Origin of the sequence: Streptomyces sp. NBC_00358, assembly GCF_036099295.1 — a bacterium.
GTDB lineage: Bacteria > Actinomycetota > Actinomycetes > Streptomycetales > Streptomycetaceae > Streptomyces.
Window position 1 is genome coordinate 8,481,433 of record NZ_CP107976.1, and the last position, 20,701, is coordinate 8,502,133.

Here is a 20,701-nt window from a genome sequence, read left to right on the forward strand (position 1 = left end):
AACCGGAGCGCGAGCCCGCCGCGCCCCGCCGCGACGCGGAGGCGAGCAAGGCGGCCATCCTGCGCGCGGCCCGGTATCTGCTGGCCCGGCACGCCCACGCGGACATCACCCTCAAGGCGGTGGCCGACCGGGCGGGGGTGAGCGCGCCACTGGTCCTCAAGTACTTCGGCAACAAGGACGCGCTGTTCGCCCGCGTCATGTCCTTCGAGTCCGACGCCGACGCGCTGCTGGACGCGCCGCTGGAGGAGCTCGGCCGGCACATGGTCCGCCACCTCCTCGAAGGCCAGACCCAGCGCGGCGCCGACCCCGTCCTGCGGATCGTCTTCGCCCCTCTCCAGGGGGAGCAGGGCGAGATACTGCGGGCCAACTTCCGTGCGCAGGTCAGCGACCGGCTGGCCGGGCGCCTCGGCGGAGCGGACGCGGGCCTGCGCGCCGAACTCGCGGTGAGCACGCTGCTGGGCCTCGGCGTGATGTACGGCATCGCCCGGGGCTCGCACCTGCGCGCCACGGCCGTCGACGACATCGTCGACCGGTACGCGCCCGCGGTGCAGGCCCAGCTCGCGCCGTGACCCCCGAGACCTCCGCGGGTCCTGCGGCCCCCTGCCGCACGGCCGCGCGGGTCAGTTCACGCCGTCGGGGCGGAACTGCACGCTGATCCGGGGTCCCGAGGCCCGCGCGGTCTTGGGGATCGCGTGCTCCCAGGTGCGCTGGCAGGAGCCGCCCATCACGATGAGGTCGCCGTGCCCCAGCGGGCGCCGGACGGTTTCGCCGCCGGCGCGAGGCCGCAGCAGGAGATCGCGCGGAGCGCCCACGGACACGATGGCGACCATCGTGTCCTCCCGGGCGCCCCGGCCGATCCGGTCCCCGTGCCAGGCCACGCTGTCGCGGCCGTCCCGGTAGTAGCAGAGCCCGGCCGTGCTGAACGGCTCGCCCAGTTCCTCGGCGTAGTGCGCGGACAGTGCGTCCCGGGCCTCGTCCAGGATCGGATGCGGCAGCGGGTCGTCGGCGCGGTAGTGGGCGAGCAGCCGGGGTACGTCCACCACCTGCTCGTACATCTGGCGCCGCTCGGCCCGCCACGGCACCTCGGCTGCGAGGCAGCCGAAGAGCTCGTCGGCGCCGCCGAGCCAGCCGGGCGACAGGTCGATCCAGGCCCCGTCGCCCAGGGCGGTGCGGCGCAGCCCGTTCAGCGGGCCGAGACGGAGCTGATCGGTCTGGTCGAAGAGCGAGCCCTGGAGGTGCGTGGCCATACGGCCAGCGTAGCCTCATAATCGAATATGTGTTCCATTGGGTGAGTGGGTGCCCGGGTCACCAGGGGAGGGGGCCCGACGCGTCGAAGTAGCCGCCGGTCGGTCCGTCCGGGCCGATCCGTGCCATGCGCACGATGATCTCGGCGCCCTCCTCGACGGTCTGCGTCCCGGTGTTGCCGTTCAGGTCGGTGGCGGTGTAGCCCGGTTCCACGGCGTTGACGCGGATGCCGGGGAACGCCTTCGCGTACTGCACGGTGATCATGTTGACGGTGGTCTTGGACGCCGGGTACGCGACGCCCGGGTAGAAGTGGGTCGGGCCGGCGGGGTCGGTGATCCGGGTCAGCGAGGCCAGGCCGCTGCTGAGGTTCACCACGACCGGGGCGGCGGACCGCTGGAGCAGCGGCAGGAAGGCATGGGTGACGCGGACGAGACCGAAGACGTTCGTCTCGAACACCTCGCGCATCGTCCCGGCGGTGACGTCCGCCGCGCCGATCACGCGGTTCCCCTCGGCGCGCCCCTCGATCCCGGCGTTGTTGACCAGGACGTCCAGGCCGCCCTCGGCCTCGATGGTCTTCGCCGCGGCGGCGACCGACGCGTCGTCGGTGACGTCGATGACGACCGCGCGCGCCCCGAGTTCCCCGGCGGCGCGCCGCCCGCGTTCCGGGTCCCGGCTGCCCACGTAGACGGTGTGGCCCGCGGCGACGAGCTGACGCGCGGTCTCGAATCCGAGGCCCTTGTTGGCTCCGGTGATGAGTGTTGTGGTCATGCGTCCAGAATCCGGCAGTGCCGGGCGGACAGCCAGGAGACCGGTCTTCCTGGGACTGCCGGTACCAGGCAGGTACGCGCGCGGAGGTGCACAGTGGGTGGCATGGCGAACACGGAGTTCGGGCGGACGGTGCGGCGCTGGCGCGACCGGGTCACACCGGAGGCGGCCGGGCTGCCCGGCGGCGGGAACCGGCGCGCGGCCGGTCTGCGCCGCGAGGAGCTGGCGCTGCTCGCCGGCATATCGGTCGACTACATCACCCGCCTCGAACAGGGCCGGGCGGCGCACCCCTCGGAGCAGGTCGTCGAGGCACTGGGCCGGGCGCTGCGGCTGTCGGGGGCGGAACGCGAGCACCTCTTCCAGGTGGCCGGGCTGGTGCCGCCGGGCCGGGGGATGGTGCCCGCCCACATCACCCCGGGCGTCCACCGGCTGCTCGACCGGCTGAACGGGACGCCCGTGGCGGTGTACGACGCGGCGTGGACCCTGCTGCTGGCCAACCCGCTGTACGGGGCCCTGCTGGGGGACCCCTCCGGGTGGCGCGGAAACGAACGCAACGGGGTCTGGCGCAACTTCGTCGGCCCCGCCGGCCGGGTCCGGCACACACCGCGGGAGCGGCGCGCCTTCGAGGCGACGCTCGCCGCCGACCTGCGCGCGACCGCGAGCCGGTACCCGACGGACCGGCGCCTGACGCAGCTGATCGACGACCTGTGCGCGAACAGCGTGCGGTTCGCGGAGCTGTGGGAGTCCGGGGCCGTCGCCCGCCACGACATGTCCCGCAAGACCATCGACCATCCCCAGGTGGGCACGGTGACGATGGACTGCGATGTGCTCAGCGTCGCGGGCAGCGACCTGCGGATCATGGTCTACACGGTCGAGCCCGGCACGGAGGACGCCGAACGCGTCGCCCTGCTCGGCGTCCTCGGCACACAGGCCCTCGTGGAGTGACGCCGTCTACGGGGCCGGCCCCTCGGCCAGCACCTCGCGGATCACGTGCTCGGCGTTGCCCGCGATCACCGGGTTCGTGAAGCGGTAGTACGGGAGTTGGTTGAGGGCCATGGACAGGGCCCAGCCCCGGCCACGCGCCCAGTCGGCATCGTCGGCATCGTCGGCACCGGAGGCGTCCCGGAACAGGGACCTCGCCCCGGCGGGCAGGAGGTTCCAGGCCGGGATGAGGTCGCAGGCCGGATCGCCGGTGCCGAGGGTGCCGAAGTCGAGGACGGCCGCGAGGCGGCCCCCGCGGACGAGGAGGTTCATCGGCATCAGGTCCGAGTGGAGCCACCGCGCCGGGCCCGTCCACGGCGGCGCCGCGAGAGCCTCTTCCCAGGCCGCCGCCGCGGCGCGGGTGTCGATCAGGCCTCTCAGGTCGTCGATCGCCGAGCGCGTCCCGGCGTCCACCGCGGCGAGCGGTACACCGCGGTAGGCGACCGGTCCGCCGGGCAGGTCGACGCCCCGCAGAGCGGCGACGAAGGAGCCCAGGTCGGTGGCGAGCGCCTGCGCGTCGGCGAGGGCGCCGGCCACCGGAAGATCACCGTCGATCCAGCGCAGTACGGTCCAGTGCCACGGATAGCCGGCCGCGGGGGTGCCGAGGCCGAGGATCCCGGGGACCGGGAACGGGAGCATCGGCGCGAGTCGCGGCAGCCACGTGTGCTCCTTGGTCACGTCGTCGGCGCCGTCCGCGATCCGCGGGAGGCGGACCAGCAGGTCGTCGCCGAGACGCTAGGGCGTGTTTCGAAAGTAGCGTCGTCCGCCCGGAGGGCGGGGCTCGCGGCGTCTGGTGCGGTGCATCGCAAGGCGGAGGGTCGTCCGCGTACTGGGCGTACTCGGGCGATCCCGACAACGCGGCGAGGTGCCGTGCCAGGCGTCGCGAGCCAGACGGGACTTTCGAAACACGCACTAGAGGGCGTTGACGGTTCCCGCCGACTCCACGCGTTTCAAAGGCAGTTCGGCCCACTGCGGGAACTGGCCGGCGAGCAGGCGCCGTACCAGCGCGGCATCGATCCGCGCCTCGTCGGCGTGCATCGGCGCTGGGGGCACGTCGGCCTGCTTCCGGTGGAGGGACGGTCGAGTTCCCCCATGCTGGGGCCCGGTCGGGCGGCCGCGCAATGTGTTTCGGGCGGCCAGGCAACCTCGCGGCCGGGATCGTCGTCTTGATCGGCAACGGGCGGTCGGCGCACCGGACTTCATGAAGAAGCAATTCACTGATGGAAGCCGGACCCACTATGCCCTTTGCGTATACATGCCGTGTATACGTCGAGTGTATAGCTGGACAGTCGCACGTCACCGCCTCGGAGAGGCCAACTACAGCATCACCTCCGGTCCCTGACCGTGTCGGGACGGACGGTGGCAGACGGAAAGGCATTCATGTACGGCAAGGCCTTCGCCCCGGAGTACCAGGGCGCATTGACCACCCTGTCGGTGAACTCCTCGCTGACCGAAGTCCTCGCGGCGGGCACCGAGGGACTGCGCGCCGCCGAGCGCACCGGCGCGCACGCCGAGGCCGCCCGGTCGGGCCTCGCGGTCGCTGAGGCGCACCGCAGGCTCGGGCAGGTGGCGGACGCCGACCGGGCCTGGAAGGCGAGCTACCGCACCGCCCGGGAGGCCGGTGACGGCTCCGCGATGGCGTGGGCGCTGTGGAGCGGCGGCACGCTGGCCCGGCAGCGCGGCGCGTTCCCGCTGGCCTGGCGACTGCTGCGGCTGGCATCCGAACTCGGCGGACAGGCGGGGGATGTCGTGGTGCGCGGCTACTCGCTGGCCGGAATGGCGGAGACCGGCCGCATCCAGGGCGACTACGCGGCCGTGACCGCCCTGCACGAGCAGTTGCTGGCCGAGGCCCGCAAGCGCGGCGAGGCCCGGCACACCGTGTGGGCGCTGGAGGGCATCGCGCAGATCCACCGCAACACCGGCCGGTTCGACAGCGCTTACGCCATGTTCGAGGAGGCGGCCGGGATAGCCGCCCGCGCCGAGGACCGGCGCGGCCACGCCTGGGCGCTGCGGGGCCTCGCGGACATCGTCTCCGTGCGGGACGGGGACGCGGACCGCGCGCTGGAGCTGCTGAGCGAGGCGGAGGTGTCCTGCCGCGCGATGAAGCTGTCCGGCGCGCTCGCCTACAACCACAAGATGTGCGGCAACGTCCTTTACCGCGCCGGTCGTTATGAGCGGGCCCGCGATGCCTACGCCGGAGCTCTGGCCGAGTTCGAAGCGATGGGTGAGCCGCGTGGCCGGGCCCTGTCCCGGCTCGGACTGGTCAAGTCCCTCGCCCGTCTCGGCCGCGACCGCGCCGAAACCGCCGCCGAACTGGACGAGTTGTTGGTGGCATTGGAGGGCATCGGACTGCGGCACGCGCGGCGGCTGGTCGAACAGGCGCGGACGGAGCTGGGGTTGACGTCCGGGACCGGCGGGGCGGAGGCCGCGTGATGACCTCCACCGCCCTGCACCGCGAGACGGCTCCGACGCCTCCGAGGACTTCGACAGTTCCGACGGCTTCGTCGGCTTCGCAGGCTTCGTCGGGTTCGTTGGCCTCATCAGGTTCGTCGGGTTCGGCGGTTCCGGCCACGTCGGCCCCGGCCCCCCTGTCACCGGCCGCCGCCCCGCAGGTTCTGCGCCGCTGCCGCGAACTCGTCGCCCCCGCACTGGGGGAGGCGATCGACACGCTGCACCCCTGGATCGCCGAGATGGCCCGGTACGCGCTCGGCCGGTGCGAGGTCGGTGGAGCGCCCGCCGACCACAGCCAGGGCAAAGGCGTACGGCAGGCGCTGGCCGTCCTCGGGGCGCAAGTGGTCGCCGGCCCCGCCGAAGCGGGTGTTCCGGGCGCCGTCGCGGTGGAGCTCGTCCATGTCTTCTCCCTGCTCCACGACGACATCATGGACGGTGACACGCTGCGCCGAGGGCGCCCGGCCGTCTGGAAGGCGTACGGCACCGGTCCCGCCGTCCTCGCGGGCGACGCGCTGTTCGCGCTGGCCGTGGAGGCGGTGGCCCGCACTCCCCATGCCGGCCCCGCCGTACGGCAGTTGACCAGGGCCCTCGGCGACCTGGTCCGCGGCCAGGCCGACGACCTGCTGTTCGCCGACCGGCCCTGGACCGGGCCCGGGGCGGTGGGCGCGGGGGAGTACGAGACGATGGCCGAGCACAAGACCGGTGCGCTGCTCGGCTGCGCGCTGGCGCTCGGGAGCCGGCTGGCCGGAGCGCCGGACCGGACGGTGACCGTGCTGGACCGCGCGGGACGGCACCTCGGCGTCGCCTTCCAGATCGCCGACGACGTGCTGGGCATCTGGGGCGATCCGGCGGCCACCGGAAAGCCGGTCCACGGCGACCTGCGGCAGGGGAAGAAGACGCTGCCGGTCCTCGCGGCGCTCAACGGGCCGGGGGGCGCGGAACTGGCCGAACTCCTCGCGGTCTCCCACTCCTTGGACGACGCCGCTGTCCGTCGTGCGGCGGCCCTCGTCGAGTGGGCCGGGGGTCGCACGGCGGCCGTGCGGGAGGCTCGCCGCCACCTGGCCACGGCGGACGGGCTGCTCGCGGACCTGCCCTTCGTCCCGGGGCCCGCGGCGGAACTGCGCGCCGTGCTGTCCGCCCTCGCCGACCGCACGCTCTGACACCTCCGCGTGATGCGCGTGATGCGCGTGAGGCACGGACACATGAGGCGCGTGAGGCGCGGACACATGAGGCGCGTAAGGCGCGGACGCGTGGTGCGACATGAGTCACATACGCACGCCGATCGGCCTCGCCAGGCAACCGCCTCATTCCCCCTCACATCTGTCCGGTCGACACACCGTTGGTCACTCATCGATCACCAAGAAGCCAACTTTTGTAAAGAGATGTCCTCAAAAGCAAGAAAAGGGATCTTTCTCCTTTACATGTACATGAGGAATCGGTGAGGGTGGCGATCCGGGGCCCGACAGCCCCCGCAGCGCCCAACAGCGCTGCGCCGTAGGGCGGTTGGCGATCCCGGCCGCCCCTGTGCAAAGGAACTCAGTGCGTAGACCCCACATACGCCGCGTGGCGATCGCTGTCGCCGTGACGACGGCCGCCACGCTCCCCGGTCCCGCCTTCGCCGCCGTCCCCGACGGGCCCGCCCGCGTGGCGACTTCGGCCTCGTCCCCGGTGGCCGCCGCCAGGGCGGCGGCGTTCGCGCACGCCGCCGCCACCGGTGTCACCCAGGGCGACACCCTTCAGGCCAAGGACGTGATGACGGACCCGGACGGAAAGCAGCACGTCCGCTTCGTCCGTACCCACCGGGGCCTTCCGGTCCTCGGCGGCGACCTGGTCGTCCACCTCGGCAGGCGCGGCGAGTACCTGGGTGTGACCCGGGCCGCGGACCACGTGGTCAAGCCGTCCACCGTCGAGGCGAAGCTGACGCCCCAGCAGGCGGAGCAGAAGGCCGCGGCCGCCGCCAAGGGCGACGCGGGCGCCGCCGAGCTCGTCGTGGACGCCCGTGACGGCGCCGCCGCCCTGGCCTACCAGGTGCTCGTCTCGGACAGCGACACCACGGAGGCGGGCGGTTCCCGCACGGTCGTCGTGGACGCCCGCGACGGCCGGATCCGCAGCAACACCCCGGACAGCGACGAGTTCATATCGCCGTCCCTCGCGGACACGCTGCGCGAGCACGGCGAGAGCGCGACCCCGCGGACCGGTACGGCCCCCGCCCTCGCCGGTCTCACGAGCGCGGCCGCCGCCGGCCACTACCCGGTCAAGGCCACCGGGAGCGGCGCCTCCCTCTTCGCAGGGAAGGTGGCGCTGACCACCACCCGCACCGCGCGGACCAGCTACCTCCTCAAGGACCCGACCCGGTGGAACACCGAGACCCGGGACGCCAAGGGGCAGGAGCTGGAGTCCTTCGCGGGCGGCAAGAAGTTCACCGACGGCGACAACAAGTGGGGCACCGGCACCACGGCCGCCCGGACCACGGCCGCGGTCGACGCCCAGTACGGCATCACCCAGACCCTGGACTTCTACAGGAAGACCTTCGGCCGCAAGGGCATCAAGAACAACAGCGCCGGTGCCCGGGGAATGGTCCACTTCGGCAAGAAGGTCGGCAACGCCTTCTGGGACTCGACGTGCGGCTGCATGCTCTACGGCGACGGCGACGGCGATCTGTTCAAGAAGCCGCTGGTCGTCCTCGACGTCACCGGCCACGAGCTGACCCACGGCGTCGTCGACGCGACGGCCGCCCTCGAACCCACTCGGGTCGACGCGGACGGAAACCAGTACGGCGAGCCCGGCGCGCTGAACGAGTCGCTCGCCGACATCTTCGGCTCCAACGTCGAGTTCTCGGCGAACAACCCGAAGAACCCGCCGAACTACCTGGTGGGCGAGAAGCTGGGCCTCGCCCAGAAGTTCCTGCGCCGCCTCGACCACCCGTCCCTCGACCGGCTGGAGGGGACGATCGACTACTGGTCGCCCGCCGCCTACGACACCGAGGTGCACGCCGGTTCCGGGGTCTCCTCGCACGCGTACTACCTGCTGGCCGAGGGCAGCGGGCGGAAGACGATCGGCGGCGTGCAGTACGACTCGGCGACCTACGACGGTTCGCCGGTGACCGGCATCGGCCGCGCCAAGGCCACGGCCGTCTTCTACCGGGCGCTCACCCGCTACATGGTCTCCACGACCGACTTCCATGACGCGCGGGGGGCCACCCTCAAGGCCGCCGCCGACATGTACGGGGCGACGAGCGCCGAGTACAAGGCGGTGGACGCGGCCTGGGCCGCCGTCAACGTCACGGTCGCCAACACCCCCGCCGCGGATCACTGACGGCATCCGAAGGTGACATGAGGGTGCCCCGCCGTGCGGCGGGGCACCCTTCGCCGGTCGTGCGGATCAGTGCTGCTGCGTCTTCTGCGGTGTCGCCTCACTGGGACGTACGACCACATAGCCCTCGCCCTCCAGCTTGAGCTGCACGGCCTCGCCCGAACCCCCTCGGATCATCGAGCCGATCGACTGGGAGCGGTGCAGCGAGGTGCGCAGGCGCGCCGTCCAGCCGACGACCGCGTCGGTGTCGACGAAGACCGGCTGCTGCTGCGTGACGGGGATGACCAGCGGGTTGCCCTCACAGATCAGCCCCAGGCTGCCTTGACCGGTGAAGACGCTGTTGAACAGACCGCCACCGGTGATGCCCGCGCCCTTCACGGTCTTTATCTCGTACGACAACGAGGCGTCGAAGCACAGCACGTTACGGCCGTTGACCGTGAACACGTCGCCGGGTTCGATGCCCACGATGAAGCAGTTCTGCGCCTCGTGCGCGAACCAGGCCTCACCCTGGCCGCGGACGGTCATCAGCGGCAGTCCCTCACCGGTGACCGCCCGCTTGAGCATGCCTCCCACGCCCTGGCCCTTGCGCTCGAACTGGAGACTGCCCCGGTAGGCGACCATCGCGCCCTGGCGCGCGAACATCTCGCCCTGAACGGCGTACTTGATGGACTTGGCGTTCTGGACGGTCATGCCCGCGGCGACGGCGGGCTGCACCATGTGGTCACTGGAGAAGAGATCGCTCTGCATGCGGGCATCCTGTCGCGGAGGCCGATGCTCCGCCAGAGGCGTGGCGATCTTGGGACGCAGGGCGGAAGGAGTCGCGACATGCCGAAGGCCGGCCCGGGTCAACCGGACCGGCCCACAAGGGAGTTGTCAGGCGGCTTCGGAAGCGCCGACGTGGCTGTGAAGCTGGTTGAGGACCTCGGCGAGCTGGGCCGCGACCTCGGCGTCGTCGACCGGGTGCGTCTCCGCGAAGCGGACCACGGAGCCGGGGACGGAGAGCTTGACGTCCTCCAGCACGGTGCCGCCGGCGATACCCACGGCCTTGCGGGCCTCGTCCTGCGCCCAGACGCCGCCGAACTGGCCGTACGCGGTGCCGACCACGACGACCGGCTTGCTGGTGAACGCGCCGGCGCCGTACGGGCGGGACAGCCAGTCGATGGCGTTCTTGAGCACGGCCGGAATCGTGCCGTTGTACTCGGGGGAGAAGAGCAGGAACGCGTCGGAGGCGGCGGCAGCGGCACGCAGCCGGGCGGCCGGGGCGGGCACGGCGCCCTCGACGTCGATGTCCTCGTTGTAGAAGGGGATCTCGGCGAGGCCCTCGAAGAGCTCGACCTCGGCACCCTCCGGGGCGAGCTTGACGGCCGCCTCGGCGAGCTGACGGTTGTGGGAACCGGCGCGCAGGCTGCCGACGAGCGCGAGGATGCGTACGGACATGGAAGACTCCCGAAACTGGAAACGCTGAAACACTGCCGCAACAAAACGGACCGAAGTCCGGTTACAGGTTTACCATCGAAGCGGACCGCAGTCCAGTTGACCGTTCTGCCGTTACGCTGACTTCATGTCCCATCCACTCCCGCCGTTTCCGAAGCGGACGGAACCGTCCGGCGAACCCGTCCTCATGGAGCTCACCGCCCCTGAGGACGCCCCGTTGCGTGCCGACGCCGCCCGCAACCGCGCGCGCCTGCTGGAGGCGGCGGCCCGGCTCGTCGAGGAGCAGGGAGTGGCCAAGCTCACGATGGAAGCCGTCGCCGTCGCGGCGGCCGTGGGCAAGGGGACCGTCTTCCGCCGTTTCGGGGACCGCACCGGCCTGCTGATGGCGCTGCTCGACCACACCGAGCAGCGCTTCCAGACCGCCTTCATCACCGGTCCGGCTCCGCTCGGCCCCGGCGCGTCACCGGTGGAGCGGCTGCACGCCTTCGGGTGTCACGCCCTGCGCCAGACCTCCGAACAGCTCGATCTCTATCTCGCCGCCGAGCCCGAGGCCACCCGCCGCTTCACCTCCGCGCCGTACCGGGTCCGCTTCATGCATGTGTGCATGCTGCTGCGGCAGACGGGCGCGGACACGGACACGGAGCTCGTCGCCCAGACCCTGATGGGATACCTCGATCCCGCCCTGATCGGCCACCTGACCCGCCAGCGCGCCATGCCGCAGGAGCGGCTGGAGTCCGGCTGGCGCGATCTGGTGGACCGCAGCGTCTGCCCGCGCACTGCCCCGCCCGCCGCCTAGCGCCGACGCCTGGGGCGGGCGGACAATGGATCCATGGGTCATCGCCTCGAGGACATGAGCGCACCCGCTCGGCTGGCCGGCCCGGACGAGGGCATCAGCGCCGAGGAACTGGCTCTGGCCGCCCGGAACCACGGACTGCCGCTGGAGGCCCTGCGGTACGAGGTCACTCCGCCGGGGCTGCACTACGTACTGACGCACTACGACATCCCGTACGCGGACGAGGCCTCATGGCGGCTCGTTCTCGGCGGGCGGGTGCGGCGCCCGCTGCTGCTCGGTGTCGACGAGCTGAAGACGTATCCCGCGGTCAGGCAGCGGGTGACCATGGAGTGCGCGGGCAACGGGCGCGCCCTGCTCATACCGCGGCCGGTGAGTCAGCCGTGGCTGGTGGAGGCGGTAGGGACGGCCGAGTGGACAGGCGTGCCGCTGCGGGTGCTGCTCGCCGAGGCCGGGGTCGAACAGGACGCGGTGGACGTGGTGTTCACCGGCGCGGACCACGGCGTCGAGCGCGGGGTCGAGCAGGACTACCAGCGTGCCCTTCCGCTGGAAGTGGCGCGGTGCGACGAGCCCGAGGTCCTGGTGGCCTACGCGATGAACGGCGCCCCGCTGCCGCCGCAGCACGGACATCCCCTGCGGCTGGTGGTGCCGGGCTGGTACGGCATGGCGCAGGTGAAGTGGCTCCGTCGGATCACGGTGACGAGGACACGGTTCGAGGGGTTCCAGCAGGCCGTGGCGTACCGGCTCCGGCAGAACGCCGGTGACGAGGGCGAACCGGTCACCCGGATCGTCCCGCGCGCCCTGCTGGTCCCGCCGGGCTTCCCCGACTTCATGTCGCGGGCGCGGGTGGTCGCGCCGGGCGCCGTCGCCCTGACGGGACGGGCCTGGTCCGGGCGCGCGCCGGTGACCCGGGTCGAGGTCAGCACGGACGAGGGGCGCTCCTGGCGCCCGGCCGAGCTGGACCGGGCGGGCGCCCACCCCTGGGCCTGGCGGGGCTGGCGATACACCTGGACGGCGACCCCCGGCCGCCATGTCCTCAGCGCGCGCGCCACCGACGCCGAAGGGCACACCCAGCCGCTCGACCAGCCCTGGAACCGGGGCGGCTTCGCGAACAACCTGGTCCAGCGGGTTCCCGTGCTCTGCCTGGATTCCAGCGACGACAGTTACAGCGACGACGGGTACACCGGCGACGGGTGACACCGACGGCAGGTGACACCGACGGCAGGTGGCGCCGGCGACGTGCGACGCCCGCGATGTGCTTCTCCCCCCCCCCCGTACCTGCGAGGCGCGGGTACGGGGGCAGGTCCCGCGGAGGACCCGCCCCCGCACCGGCTTCGGCGCGACTCGCGTCAGTTGAACGGGTCCAGCGTGACGAAGGCGCCCTGAGGATTGCCGTCGTTGACGAGGGACTCGTGGTTGCCGACGTCGTCGAACGCGAACGCGTAGGCCTTGCCGTCGGCCATCTGCGCGTGGAGGTTGCGGGCGTACTGGTTGGTCACCGCGTCCGCGTAGAAGTTGGCGGAGGAGGTGTCCGGCTGGTTCGGGTTGGTCAGGAGCGTGGTGCGGTTGAAGCCCGCGCACAGGGTACGTGAAATGGGGCCGCGCACCAGGTCGTTGGGCGCGTCGAGCAGCTTGTAGCAGCCGAAGATGCTGTCCGCGTCGGGCTTCTGGAAGCTGGTGACGACCGCACCGGAACTGTTGGTGAAGTTCATGACGTTGCCCGAGACCCGGCCGAAGTACTTGGTGTTCGGCTGGTCGCCGAACGGTGTCACCGTCAGGGTCGACGAACTGTACTTCGTCCACACGCGGTTGATGTAGTCGTTCATGACGGTGGCCGGCAGCGCGCCCGCCTCGATGCCGTGCCCCGGGGCGAGCGCCCGCAGAACCGTGCCGTCGGACCGCGTCTGGATGAGGTTCGCCCAGCCGCCCGGCTGGCTCCGCAGGGCGTTGAGGAAGCCGTTGTAGCCGCCCGCCTTGAGGTGGCCGGTGCTCTTCGTGGTGCCGTCGGCGAGCTTGACCCCGACGGCGTACGGGGCCGAGAACATGTCGACCTGGGTGCTGTTGAGCCACAGACCGGAGTCGTTGAGCGTGTACTCGGACCAGTTGAAGAGGATGTTGTGGTTCGGGTCGCTCGGATTCTGCACGGCCGGCTGCACGAGTCCGCCGGTCGTGACCCGGAAGTCGAGCTTCTGCCCGAACGAGAAGTAGATCCGTCCGGAGAACTTGGGGAGCTGGATCGTCTTCGACTGGCCGTTGGCCGGACCCGCGATCGACGCGTCGGGCGCGGGAGTCGGCGGATTCCCGCCCACGGGCCACGCGTGGAACGCGCCGCTCGCGTCGGCCCAGCCCTGCTTCCCCGTCGAGAGCTGCGTGCCGAGGTCGTATACGTAGACCTGCTCGCTGCGGCCCGAGTTGTTCGTGAACGTGAGGGGGATGGTCGCCGGGACCGCGGCTTCGGCGCGGGAGGGTGCCCCGAAGGTGAGCAACGCCGCGGAGAGCGTGGCCGAGGCCACCGCCCAAGCCGGCCATCTGGTGTGTACGCGCACTCTCTGCCTCCTAGATGTGGGGGTTCAGCGAGGTGGGAATCCCGCGGACGAAGACCGTCCGCTTCCTCTTGAGAGCGCTCTCAGGATTGCGCCGAGGCAACGTGCGTGTCAACGATTCATACAAAGTTGGTCCGGTCCAACTTGCTTTCACTCCAGGCGAGTTCGGGCGGAACGCTGTCGAGGGGATTGACCCCGGCAGACCCCACTGGTTCAGTGGCTCATCCACTCAGCCAGTTGCCCGGAAGGGGAAACCGTGGAGGCTCTGCCGCGCGAGACCATCGTGGACGTCCTGGAGGACCGGCTGCGCACGGACATACTCGACGGCCGCCATCCGGCGGGGAGTTACCTTCCTCCGGAGCGGCGGCTGGCCGACGGGTACGGGGTCACGCGCACCACGCTCAAGCACGCCTTCGGGCGGCTCGTACAGGCCGGGCTGCTGGAGACCCGGCACGGGGTCGGGACCCGGGTGCGGGACTACGCCCGGCTCGGCGGAGCGGATCTGCTGCCCATGCTCGTGCGGCACGACGCGACCTGGGTGCGCGAGGTGTTCGAAGTGCGGCGCGGGGTGGGCGCGTTGATCGCCGAGCGGGCCGCGAAGCGCGGCACCCGCGCACAGCGGGCCGAGCTGAGCGCGCTGCTCGCGGCCGTACGACGGGCCGAGGGCGCCGACGCGGTGCAACTGGCCGATGTGGAGGTGCACCGCGCGCTGGCCCGCGCCACCGGCAACCGCGTCTACGTCCTGTTGACGAACACCCTCTTCAACGCCTACCTGCCCGTCCGCTCCCTGCTGAAGGGCCCCTTCACCGACCCGGAGGCCGCCCACCAGAGGCTGGCGCCCGTCGTGGAAGCCGTGACCGACCAGGACGCCCGGCGCGCGCACACCGCGGCCGACACCTATCTGCGGGTCACCGAGCGCATCATGCTGGAGGGCCTCGCGTGAGGGGCACCGTGTTCACCGAGACCATGCTCGGGACCGTCCGCCTCGACGGCGAACCGGGGGAGCGGCGCATCCGGCTGGACCTGCGCGCCGCCGCCGACCGGGTCCTGCTCCCGCACCGGACGACACAGGCCCGCCTGACCGGCCGGGCGCGGATCACCGGCCGCGCCGACGACCCCCACGCCGAGGGCGAGCTGGAGGTGTCGCCGATCGCCCGGCGGCGCATCCGCTACCGGCTCACCTTCACCGCGGGCGGGCGGCGCCTCACCCTGGACGGCTGGAAGTCGGTGACCCCGCGCCGCCCCCTCGCCTCGATGACCGTCCTGCCGTTCACCCTGTACGAGGGCGACGCACGGGTGGGCGAGGGCGTCCTGCGCTTCCCGGTGACCACCGGACTCGTCCCCTTCCTGCTCGGTTTCCGCTTTCCGCGCCGCCAGGACCCCGCCGAACACTCGGCGCCGCGCTGGAACGGCACCCCCGGCCGCACCGAGGTCTGGTACACCACCGTCACCGACCCGGCGAGCGGCACCGGAGTCTGGCTCCACCACGAACTCGTCGCGCCTACCGACGGATCCGAGCCGTTCGCCCACGGGTGGGCCGCGGTCTTCCCCCGCGACGACGAGGTGCGGCACGCCCGCTTCGGGCCCGTCCCCTGGACCCGGCCCACGGACGGCTTCGCGACCGGGACGGTGAGCTGTACGCCCGGACAACTGACCGGCAGTGCCGGCGACTTCCGCTGGAAGCTCACCGAACAGCCGCAAGCGCCGGCGCTGTTCACCTTCCCCCGCTGGTCATGGCGGCGCCCCGTGCTGCCCGCCGCCCAGATGCTCCCGGCCGCCCGATCCACGTACGACGGCGAATTCACGTACGAGGGAACGACCTTGAACCTGCGCGGCGCTCCCGGCGCCTCGGCCCGGATCTACGGGCACGGCAACGCGCACCGGTGGACCTGGCTGCACGCGGACCTCGGCGACGGCGACGTCCTGGAGATCGTCGCCGCCGTGTCCGGCCGGCCCGCGCTGCGACGCCTGCCCCCGCTCGTCTTCCTGCGCCTGCGCCGGAGCGGCCGCACCTGGCCGCGGCGGCCGGAGCGCTCGGCGATCGGCCGGCTGGGAGCCGGACGCTTCAAGGCCGTGTTCGGCCTGCCCGAGTGGACGGTCACCGGCCGAACGGCGCTGCGCCGCATCCGCGTCGAGGTGAACCAGCCCGCCGAGCGGACCCTCACCCTCGAATACCGCGACCCCGACGGGGCCCGCGCCCTGTGCCGCAACAGCGAGGCCGCCGACGCCCGGATCGTCCTGGAGCGCTGGTGGGGCCACTGGCGCCCGGAGTCCTCCTGGGTGCTGGACGGCACCGCGCACGCCGAGGCGGGCGAACGGTGACCGCCGACGGGCTCGTCGCCGCGCTGCTCGCCGACGACGGCGGCGCCGAGTGGGCCGCCCGGGTGCCGCACCGCCTCGACGCGGTGCTCGCCTCCCTGCCCCTGGCCGCCCGCGCCGGGGTGCGCACCGCCGTCGCGGCCCTGGACACGTACGCCGTGGCGCGCACCGGAAGACGACTGGCGGCCCTCGGCCCCGGCGAACGGGAGGACGTACTCCGCTCGCTGGCCGCACGGCCTCGGCTCGCCCCGCTGCTGGATCTCCTCAAGGTGCCCGTACTGCTGGCCGCGGGCACCGAACGGACACCGGCCGCGGCCTCGCCCGTGACCGCGCCGCCGGACCCGCCCCTCGACTGCACTCCGGCGGAGGACTGGCCCGCCCGCAGCAGCGCCGACGTGATCGTCGTCGGATCGGGCGCGGGCGGCGCGACGGCCGCGCGGACCTTCGCGCGCGCCGGACTGAGCGTGGTCGTCCTGGAGGAGGGCCGGCACCACTCGACGGCGTCCTTCGGCCGCCGGGCACCACTCGACCGGTTCGCCGAGCTGTACCGCGACGGCGGCGCCACGGTGGCCGTCGGCAGCCCGCCGATCCTGCTGCCCGTCGGCCGTGCCGTCGGCGGCACCACCGTGGTCAACTCCGGTACCTGCTACCGGACTCCGGACCACGTTCTGGCGCGCTGGAGCAGCACCTTCGGGTTCGGACTCGCCGACGGCTTCGGCCGCTTCCTCGACGAGGCCGAGCGCACCCTGCGCGTCGCGCCCCAACCCCTCGACGTCCTCGGCAACAACGGCCTGCTCGCCCTCGCCGGCGCCGAGCGGCTCGGCTGGCGGGCCGCCCCGCTGCGCCGCAACGCCCCCGGCTGCAAGGGCTCGTGCCAGTGCGTGGTGGGCTGTCCCACCGGCGCCAAACAGAGTGTGCAGCTCTCCGTCCTGCCCGACGCCTGCGCCGCCGGCGCCCGGATCGTCACTGGCGCCCGGGTCCGCCGCATCCTCGTGGACCACGACGTTCCCGGCCCGCCCCGCGCGGCCGGGGTCCGGGTGCGCCGCCCCGACGGCAGCGAACTGGAGATCCTCAGCCCCCTCGTCGTAGCGGCGGCCGGGACCCTGTCCACCCCGCCGCTGCTGCGCCGCTCGGGCCTGGGCGGACACCCCCGCCTGGGCCGCAATCTCAGCGTCCACCCGGCCACCAGCGTCGCCGGACGCTTCGCCGAGCCGGTGACGGCCTGGCGGGGGGTACTGCAGAGCGTCGGGGTCGAGGAACTGCACGCGGGCGGGATCCTCGTCGAGGCGACCGCGAGCCCACCCGGCATGAGCAGTTTCGTCCTGCCCGGACTCGGCCGGGAACTGCGCCGCGAACTGGAAGGCGCGGACCGGCTGGCGACCCTCGGCGCGATGATCGCCGACCACCCCTCCGGCCAGGTCAGGGGCCGGGAACGGACGCTCGTACGCTACGACCTCGACCCGCGCGACGGCGACCGGCTGATGACCGCCGTACGCGCCATGGGTCGTCTGCTCTTCGCCGCCGGGGCGACGGAGGTCCTCACCGGAGTCCCCGGCGCGCCTCGGGCCGGCTCATTGGACGCGCTCGACGAACTGCTCGCCTCGGTCGGCGCCCGCGATCTGCGCGTGTCGGCGTTCCACCCGACCGGCACGGTCGCGGCGGGCTCCGATCCGCGGCGGGCACCCGCCGACCCCGAGGGCAGGCTCCGCGGTGTCCACGGGGTCCTCGTCACGGACGGCTCGGTCCTGCCGGGCTGCCCCGAGGTCAACCCGCAGGTGAGCATCATGGCGGCGGCCCTGGCGATCTCGCAGGCGTGGCTCGACGGAGCACGGAACGAGCACTGACACGGTCCACGCCACCCCAATGGGCCCCCGTGGTTCGCCGTCACCGGGCGCGGCACGGAGCATGAGGGAGTCCGTACGGAAGGAAGAGACGAGTCCCCGTGCCCCGTACGGCAGGAAGAGGCGAGCCCCATGAGCAGACGCGTCCCCCACGGCCGGAGCGGACCACGGCGTATCGCTGCCCTGCTGTCCGTGATCGCGTGCGGATCCGTTCTCGTCTCGTGCAGCTCGGACAACGGTGGTGGCGGCAGTACGGCCTCGGTCACCCCCAGGCCCACCCCGCCGAACGCGTCGAACTTCACGGGCACGCCGCCGTCCGCCATCGCCTCGGCGGCCTCCTCGATCATCGAGTCGGCGACCGGGCGGGCGTCGTCGGCGGCGGCCTCGGTGTCGGCCAGGGCCTCGGAGTTCGCGGCGTCGGTCTCCGCCGACACGGCCCGCGCCGCCGCCACCGCGCAGAAGGAACTGAAGAACGTCAAGGGCGGCGGCAACGCGACCTCCGAGGTCAGCATGACCGGCCTGCCCACCTCGGAGACCGGCGGGCTGCGCGCCGTGGTCGTGACCATCACCAACAAGTCGGGCAAGACGGCGTCGTACGCCGTGCAGGTCGACTTCAAGAACCCCGACGGGAAGGTCGTGGAGACGGCGTACGTCGGCAAGGAGAACCTCGAACCGGGGAAGAAGGCGCAGCCGGTCGTGATCAGCAGGCAGCCGGCCGAGCCCCAGCTCACCCCGGTCCTGGCGAAGGCCCAGCGGTACTGACGGGCGCCCCGGAGGGCGAGAGCGACATCCGGCGACCGTCGGCACATCGACGGAGTGTCAGTCCTCCCGGACGAGGTGCACCGCCGTGCTCGACCAGTCGCCCGCCGGCAGGTCGAGGTCCAGCCCGTACTCGAGGAGCACCGTGGAGTGGTGCACGACGCCGGTGCGGGCGTCGCGGTAGCGGCCCCCGGGGGTCAGGCCGCGCGGCCTGACCGGCAGCCTCGGCGCGCCGTGACGGGAGACGCGCCGGTAGGCGAGCAGCAGGGTCTCCGAGGCGTCCGAGGCGGTGTACTGCACCACGCAGACCGAGTCCTCGGCGGGCGGCGACAGCCGGTCCAGCCTGCCGTGCTGGACGAGATGGCGGACCTCCTTGTACAGCGCGACCAGCGCGGCCCCCTCGCGTCGTTCCTCCTCGGACCAGCGGGTGAGATCGCCCCCGATGCCGAGCGCCCCGGCCATCGCGACATGGAAGCGGAAGCGCAGCGGGACCGTACGGCCGGTGAGCTGGTTGGGTACGTCGGTCACCCAGGCGCCCATCGTGCGGGCGGGGTAGATCTGGCCGTAGCCCTGCTGGATCCCCATGCGGTCGGCGGCGTCGGTGTTGTCGGACGCCCAAGCCTGGTCCGTGCGGGCCAGAATGCCCAGGTCGACCCGGCCGCCGCCACCGCTGCACGTCTCGATCCGCAGCGCCGGGTGGTCCGCCCGAAGACGGTCGAGGACGCCGTAGAGATTGCGCACGTAAGCGGGCCCGAGGCGGTCGGTGCCGTCCTGCCGGTCGGGCCAGCCGGCCTCGCTGAACGCGCGGTTCATGTCCCACTTGAGGAAGTCGACGCCGTGGTCGCCGACCAGCCGGGTCAGCCAGCCGTGGGCCCAGTCGGCGACCTCGCGGCGGGCGAAGTTGAGGACGAGCTGGTTGCGCAGCTCGGAGCGGGGGCGGCCGGGGAAGTGCATTACCCAGTCGGGGTGTTCGCGGTACAGGTCGCTGTCCGGGTTCACCATCTCGGGCTCCACCCAGAGGCCGAAGCGCATCCCGAGCCCGTGCACCGCGCGGACCAGCGGGGCCAGCCCGTCCGGGAACCGGTCGGACGCCGGTGTCCAGTCGCCGAGGCCCGCCCGGTCGCTGCGGCGCGCCCCGAACCAGCCGTCGTCGACGACGTAGAGCTCCACGCCGAGCGCCGCCGCCCGCTCGGCGAGCGCCATCTGCCCGGCCTCGTCGACATCGAAGCCGGTGGCCTCCCAGGAGTTGTAGAGCACCGGGGCGAACTCGTCGGCATGAGGCAGGACATGGGCCAGGACGTACGCGTGCCAGGCGTGGCCGGCCGCGCCGAATCCGCCGTCGGTGCACAGTCCCGCGAACGGGGGAGTGGTGAACTCCTCGCCCGGCGCCAGTGGCACGGTCGTGCCGTCCTGGCCGGGGCCACCGGTGAATCCGGCCCGCCCGTCGGGGGTGCGCTGCACGGTGACGCGCCAACTCCCGCTCCACGCGAGGGCGGCGCTCCACACCCGTCCGTGGTCCTCCGTCGCCTCACCCGCGTCGAGCATCAGCCACGGGTTCGCGTGGTGGCTGGTGATCCCGCGACGGCTGGTCAACACGGTCTCGCCGTACGGCAGTCGGTCGCGGCGCAACTGGCTCTCGGCGGACCACTGGCCCGTGACACGACTCAGCCGGTAGTCCCGCAGCGGCGGCAGGGTCCAGGCGGCGGAGTCGGCGCGGAACAGGGTGACGGGCTCGTCTCCGTCGTTGCGGACGACGGTCCAGCGCTCGATGACGTCGGTGTCCTCGTACACCCGGTAGTGGAGCGCCACCCGCAACGGGTAGCGGCGGTCACGGAACGACAGGGTCAGCTCGCCCCGGTCGGCCTCATGGCCGGTCGGCTGCCACTCGAAGGCACGGGAGCCGTCCGCGAACCGCACCTGCAGTGACGGCGGTCCGTAGCGCGTGCCGCCGTCGACGGGCAGCTCCTCCCCGACGGGCGGCCCGCCCTCGAAGCTGCTGGCCTCGGGCGCGGGTGGCCCGGCGAGCTCCCCGGCCTCCGTCGGCGTCAGTCGCGGGCCCCAGGCGACATGGCAGGGCGCCCCGGTCCCGTCGATCCTCAGCGCGTACGAGGTGCGCGGTGTGGACAGCAGCCAGACCCCGGTGTCCGGGGCGAAGGAGATCGGCGACATGGGTCCTCGCGTTCGGTGATGCTCACGTACGAGACAAGGGAAAGCCAACCTCGGCCTTGGATCGTGTGTCAATGGGTGCTCACATTCCTGAA

At 72.5% G+C, this 20,701-nt stretch carries 17 protein-coding genes and 2 pseudogenes; 11 read left to right on the forward strand and 8 right to left on the reverse strand.

The window, feature by feature from the left end:
* The first annotated feature begins 56 nt into the window (after positions 1-56).
* Positions 57-569, forward strand: coding sequence for a TetR/AcrR family transcriptional regulator (locus OHT01_RS36290; RefSeq protein ID WP_328558384.1), 513 nt, complete (start codon positions 57-59; stop codon positions 567-569).
* A 51-nt stretch (positions 570-620) separates the two neighbouring features.
* On the opposite strand, the gene OHT01_RS36295 is transcribed toward OHT01_RS36290, so the two are convergent.
* Positions 621-1,247, reverse strand: a complete 627-nt coding sequence (locus OHT01_RS36295) for an alpha-ketoglutarate-dependent dioxygenase AlkB (RefSeq protein ID WP_328557356.1) — start codon at positions 1,245-1,247, stop codon at positions 621-623.
* A gap of 58 nt (positions 1,248-1,305) precedes the next feature.
* Positions 1,306-2,013: an SDR family NAD(P)-dependent oxidoreductase gene (locus OHT01_RS36300; protein WP_328557357.1), complete on the reverse strand. Its 708-nt coding sequence runs from the start codon at positions 2,011-2,013 to the stop codon at positions 1,306-1,308.
* 102 nt (positions 2,014-2,115) lie between these two features.
* Here OHT01_RS36300 and OHT01_RS36305 point away from each other — a divergent pair, with 102 nt between their 5' ends.
* Positions 2,116-2,955, forward strand: coding sequence for a helix-turn-helix transcriptional regulator (locus OHT01_RS36305; protein WP_328557358.1), 840 nt, complete (start codon positions 2,116-2,118; stop codon positions 2,953-2,955).
* A gap of 6 nt (positions 2,956-2,961) precedes the next feature.
* On the opposite strand, the pseudogene OHT01_RS36310 reads toward OHT01_RS36305, so the two are convergent.
* Together OHT01_RS36310 and OHT01_RS36315 are read right to left on the reverse strand one after the other, a co-directional pair.
* Positions 2,962-3,726: pseudogene (locus OHT01_RS36310) on the reverse strand (aminoglycoside phosphotransferase family protein); the annotation flags it as partial.
* A 180-nt stretch (positions 3,727-3,906) separates the two neighbouring features.
* Positions 3,907-4,029, reverse strand: a pseudogene (locus OHT01_RS36315) (phosphotransferase); the annotation flags it as partial.
* 342 nt (positions 4,030-4,371) lie between these two features.
* Here OHT01_RS36315 and OHT01_RS36320 point away from each other — a divergent pair.
* From OHT01_RS36320 to OHT01_RS36330, 3 genes are all read left to right on the forward strand, one after another.
* Complete coding sequence (locus tag OHT01_RS36320; protein ID WP_328558385.1) at positions 4,372-5,424, forward strand: tetratricopeptide repeat protein; 1,053 nt, start codon at positions 4,372-4,374, stop codon at positions 5,422-5,424.
* Between the two features lie 98 nt (positions 5,425-5,522).
* The gene (locus OHT01_RS36325; RefSeq protein WP_443043491.1) at positions 5,523-6,602 is read left to right on the forward strand and encodes a polyprenyl synthetase family protein; all 1,080 of its coding nucleotides are present in this window, start codon (positions 5,523-5,525) and stop codon (positions 6,600-6,602) included.
* A 379-nt stretch (positions 6,603-6,981) separates the two neighbouring features.
* Positions 6,982-8,757, forward strand: coding sequence for a M4 family metallopeptidase (locus OHT01_RS36330; RefSeq protein ID WP_328557359.1), 1,776 nt, complete (start codon positions 6,982-6,984; stop codon positions 8,755-8,757).
* 66 nt (positions 8,758-8,823) lie between these two features.
* On the opposite strand, the gene OHT01_RS36335 is transcribed toward OHT01_RS36330, so the two are convergent.
* Positions 8,824-9,501 carry an AIM24 family protein gene (locus OHT01_RS36335; RefSeq protein WP_328557360.1) on the reverse strand — a complete coding sequence of 226 codons (678 nt, stop codon included), beginning with the start codon at positions 9,499-9,501 and terminating at the stop codon, positions 8,824-8,826.
* Between the two features lie 126 nt (positions 9,502-9,627).
* Positions 9,628-10,191, reverse strand: a complete 564-nt coding sequence (locus tag OHT01_RS36340; RefSeq protein WP_328557361.1) for an NAD(P)H-dependent oxidoreductase — start codon at positions 10,189-10,191, stop codon at positions 9,628-9,630.
* Between the two features lie 124 nt (positions 10,192-10,315).
* On the opposite strand from OHT01_RS36340, the gene OHT01_RS36345 reads away from it, so the two are divergent.
* The gene (locus tag OHT01_RS36345) at positions 10,316-10,984 is read left to right on the forward strand and encodes a TetR/AcrR family transcriptional regulator (RefSeq protein ID WP_328557362.1); all 669 of its coding nucleotides are present in this window, start codon (positions 10,316-10,318) and stop codon (positions 10,982-10,984) included.
* 33 nt (positions 10,985-11,017) lie between these two features.
* Positions 11,018-12,175 carry a sulfite oxidase gene (locus OHT01_RS36350; RefSeq protein WP_328557363.1) on the forward strand — a complete coding sequence of 386 codons (1,158 nt, stop codon included), beginning with the start codon at positions 11,018-11,020 and terminating at the stop codon, positions 12,173-12,175.
* A 152-nt stretch (positions 12,176-12,327) separates the two neighbouring features.
* On the opposite strand, the gene OHT01_RS36355 is transcribed toward OHT01_RS36350, so the two are convergent.
* The gene (locus OHT01_RS36355) at positions 12,328-13,491 is read right to left on the reverse strand and encodes a glycoside hydrolase family 64 protein (RefSeq protein WP_328558387.1); all 1,164 of its coding nucleotides are present in this window, start codon (positions 13,489-13,491) and stop codon (positions 12,328-12,330) included.
* 286 nt (positions 13,492-13,777) lie between these two features.
* On the opposite strand from OHT01_RS36355, the gene OHT01_RS36360 reads away from it, so the two are divergent.
* The 4 genes from OHT01_RS36360 to OHT01_RS36375 all read left to right on the forward strand — a co-directional run bounded on the left by OHT01_RS36360 (position 13,778) and on the right by OHT01_RS36375 (position 18,443).
* On the forward strand, positions 13,778-14,464 hold the full coding sequence (locus OHT01_RS36360) for a FadR/GntR family transcriptional regulator (protein WP_328557364.1): 687 nt from the start codon (positions 13,778-13,780) through the stop codon (positions 14,462-14,464).
* Entirely contained in the window at positions 14,461-15,843 is a 1,383-nt protein-coding gene (locus OHT01_RS36365; RefSeq protein ID WP_328557365.1) for a hypothetical protein, read from the forward strand. Before OHT01_RS36360 ends, OHT01_RS36365 begins: the two co-directional genes overlap by 4 nt.
* Positions 15,840-17,684, forward strand: a complete 1,845-nt coding sequence (locus OHT01_RS36370) for a GMC family oxidoreductase (RefSeq protein WP_328557366.1) — start codon at positions 15,840-15,842, stop codon at positions 17,682-17,684. The genes OHT01_RS36365 and OHT01_RS36370 overlap by 4 nt, the downstream gene beginning before the upstream one ends.
* Before the next feature lie 129 nt (positions 17,685-17,813).
* On the forward strand, positions 17,814-18,443 hold the full coding sequence (locus tag OHT01_RS36375) for a hypothetical protein (RefSeq protein WP_328557367.1): 630 nt from the start codon (positions 17,814-17,816) through the stop codon (positions 18,441-18,443).
* Between the two features lie 57 nt (positions 18,444-18,500).
* Here OHT01_RS36375 and OHT01_RS36380 read toward each other — a convergent pair whose 3' ends face one another.
* A complete protein-coding gene (locus OHT01_RS36380) occupies positions 18,501-20,609 on the reverse strand; it encodes an alpha-galactosidase (protein WP_328557368.1) in 2,109 nt (702 codons plus the stop codon).
* Positions 20,610-20,701 lie beyond the last annotated feature (92 nt).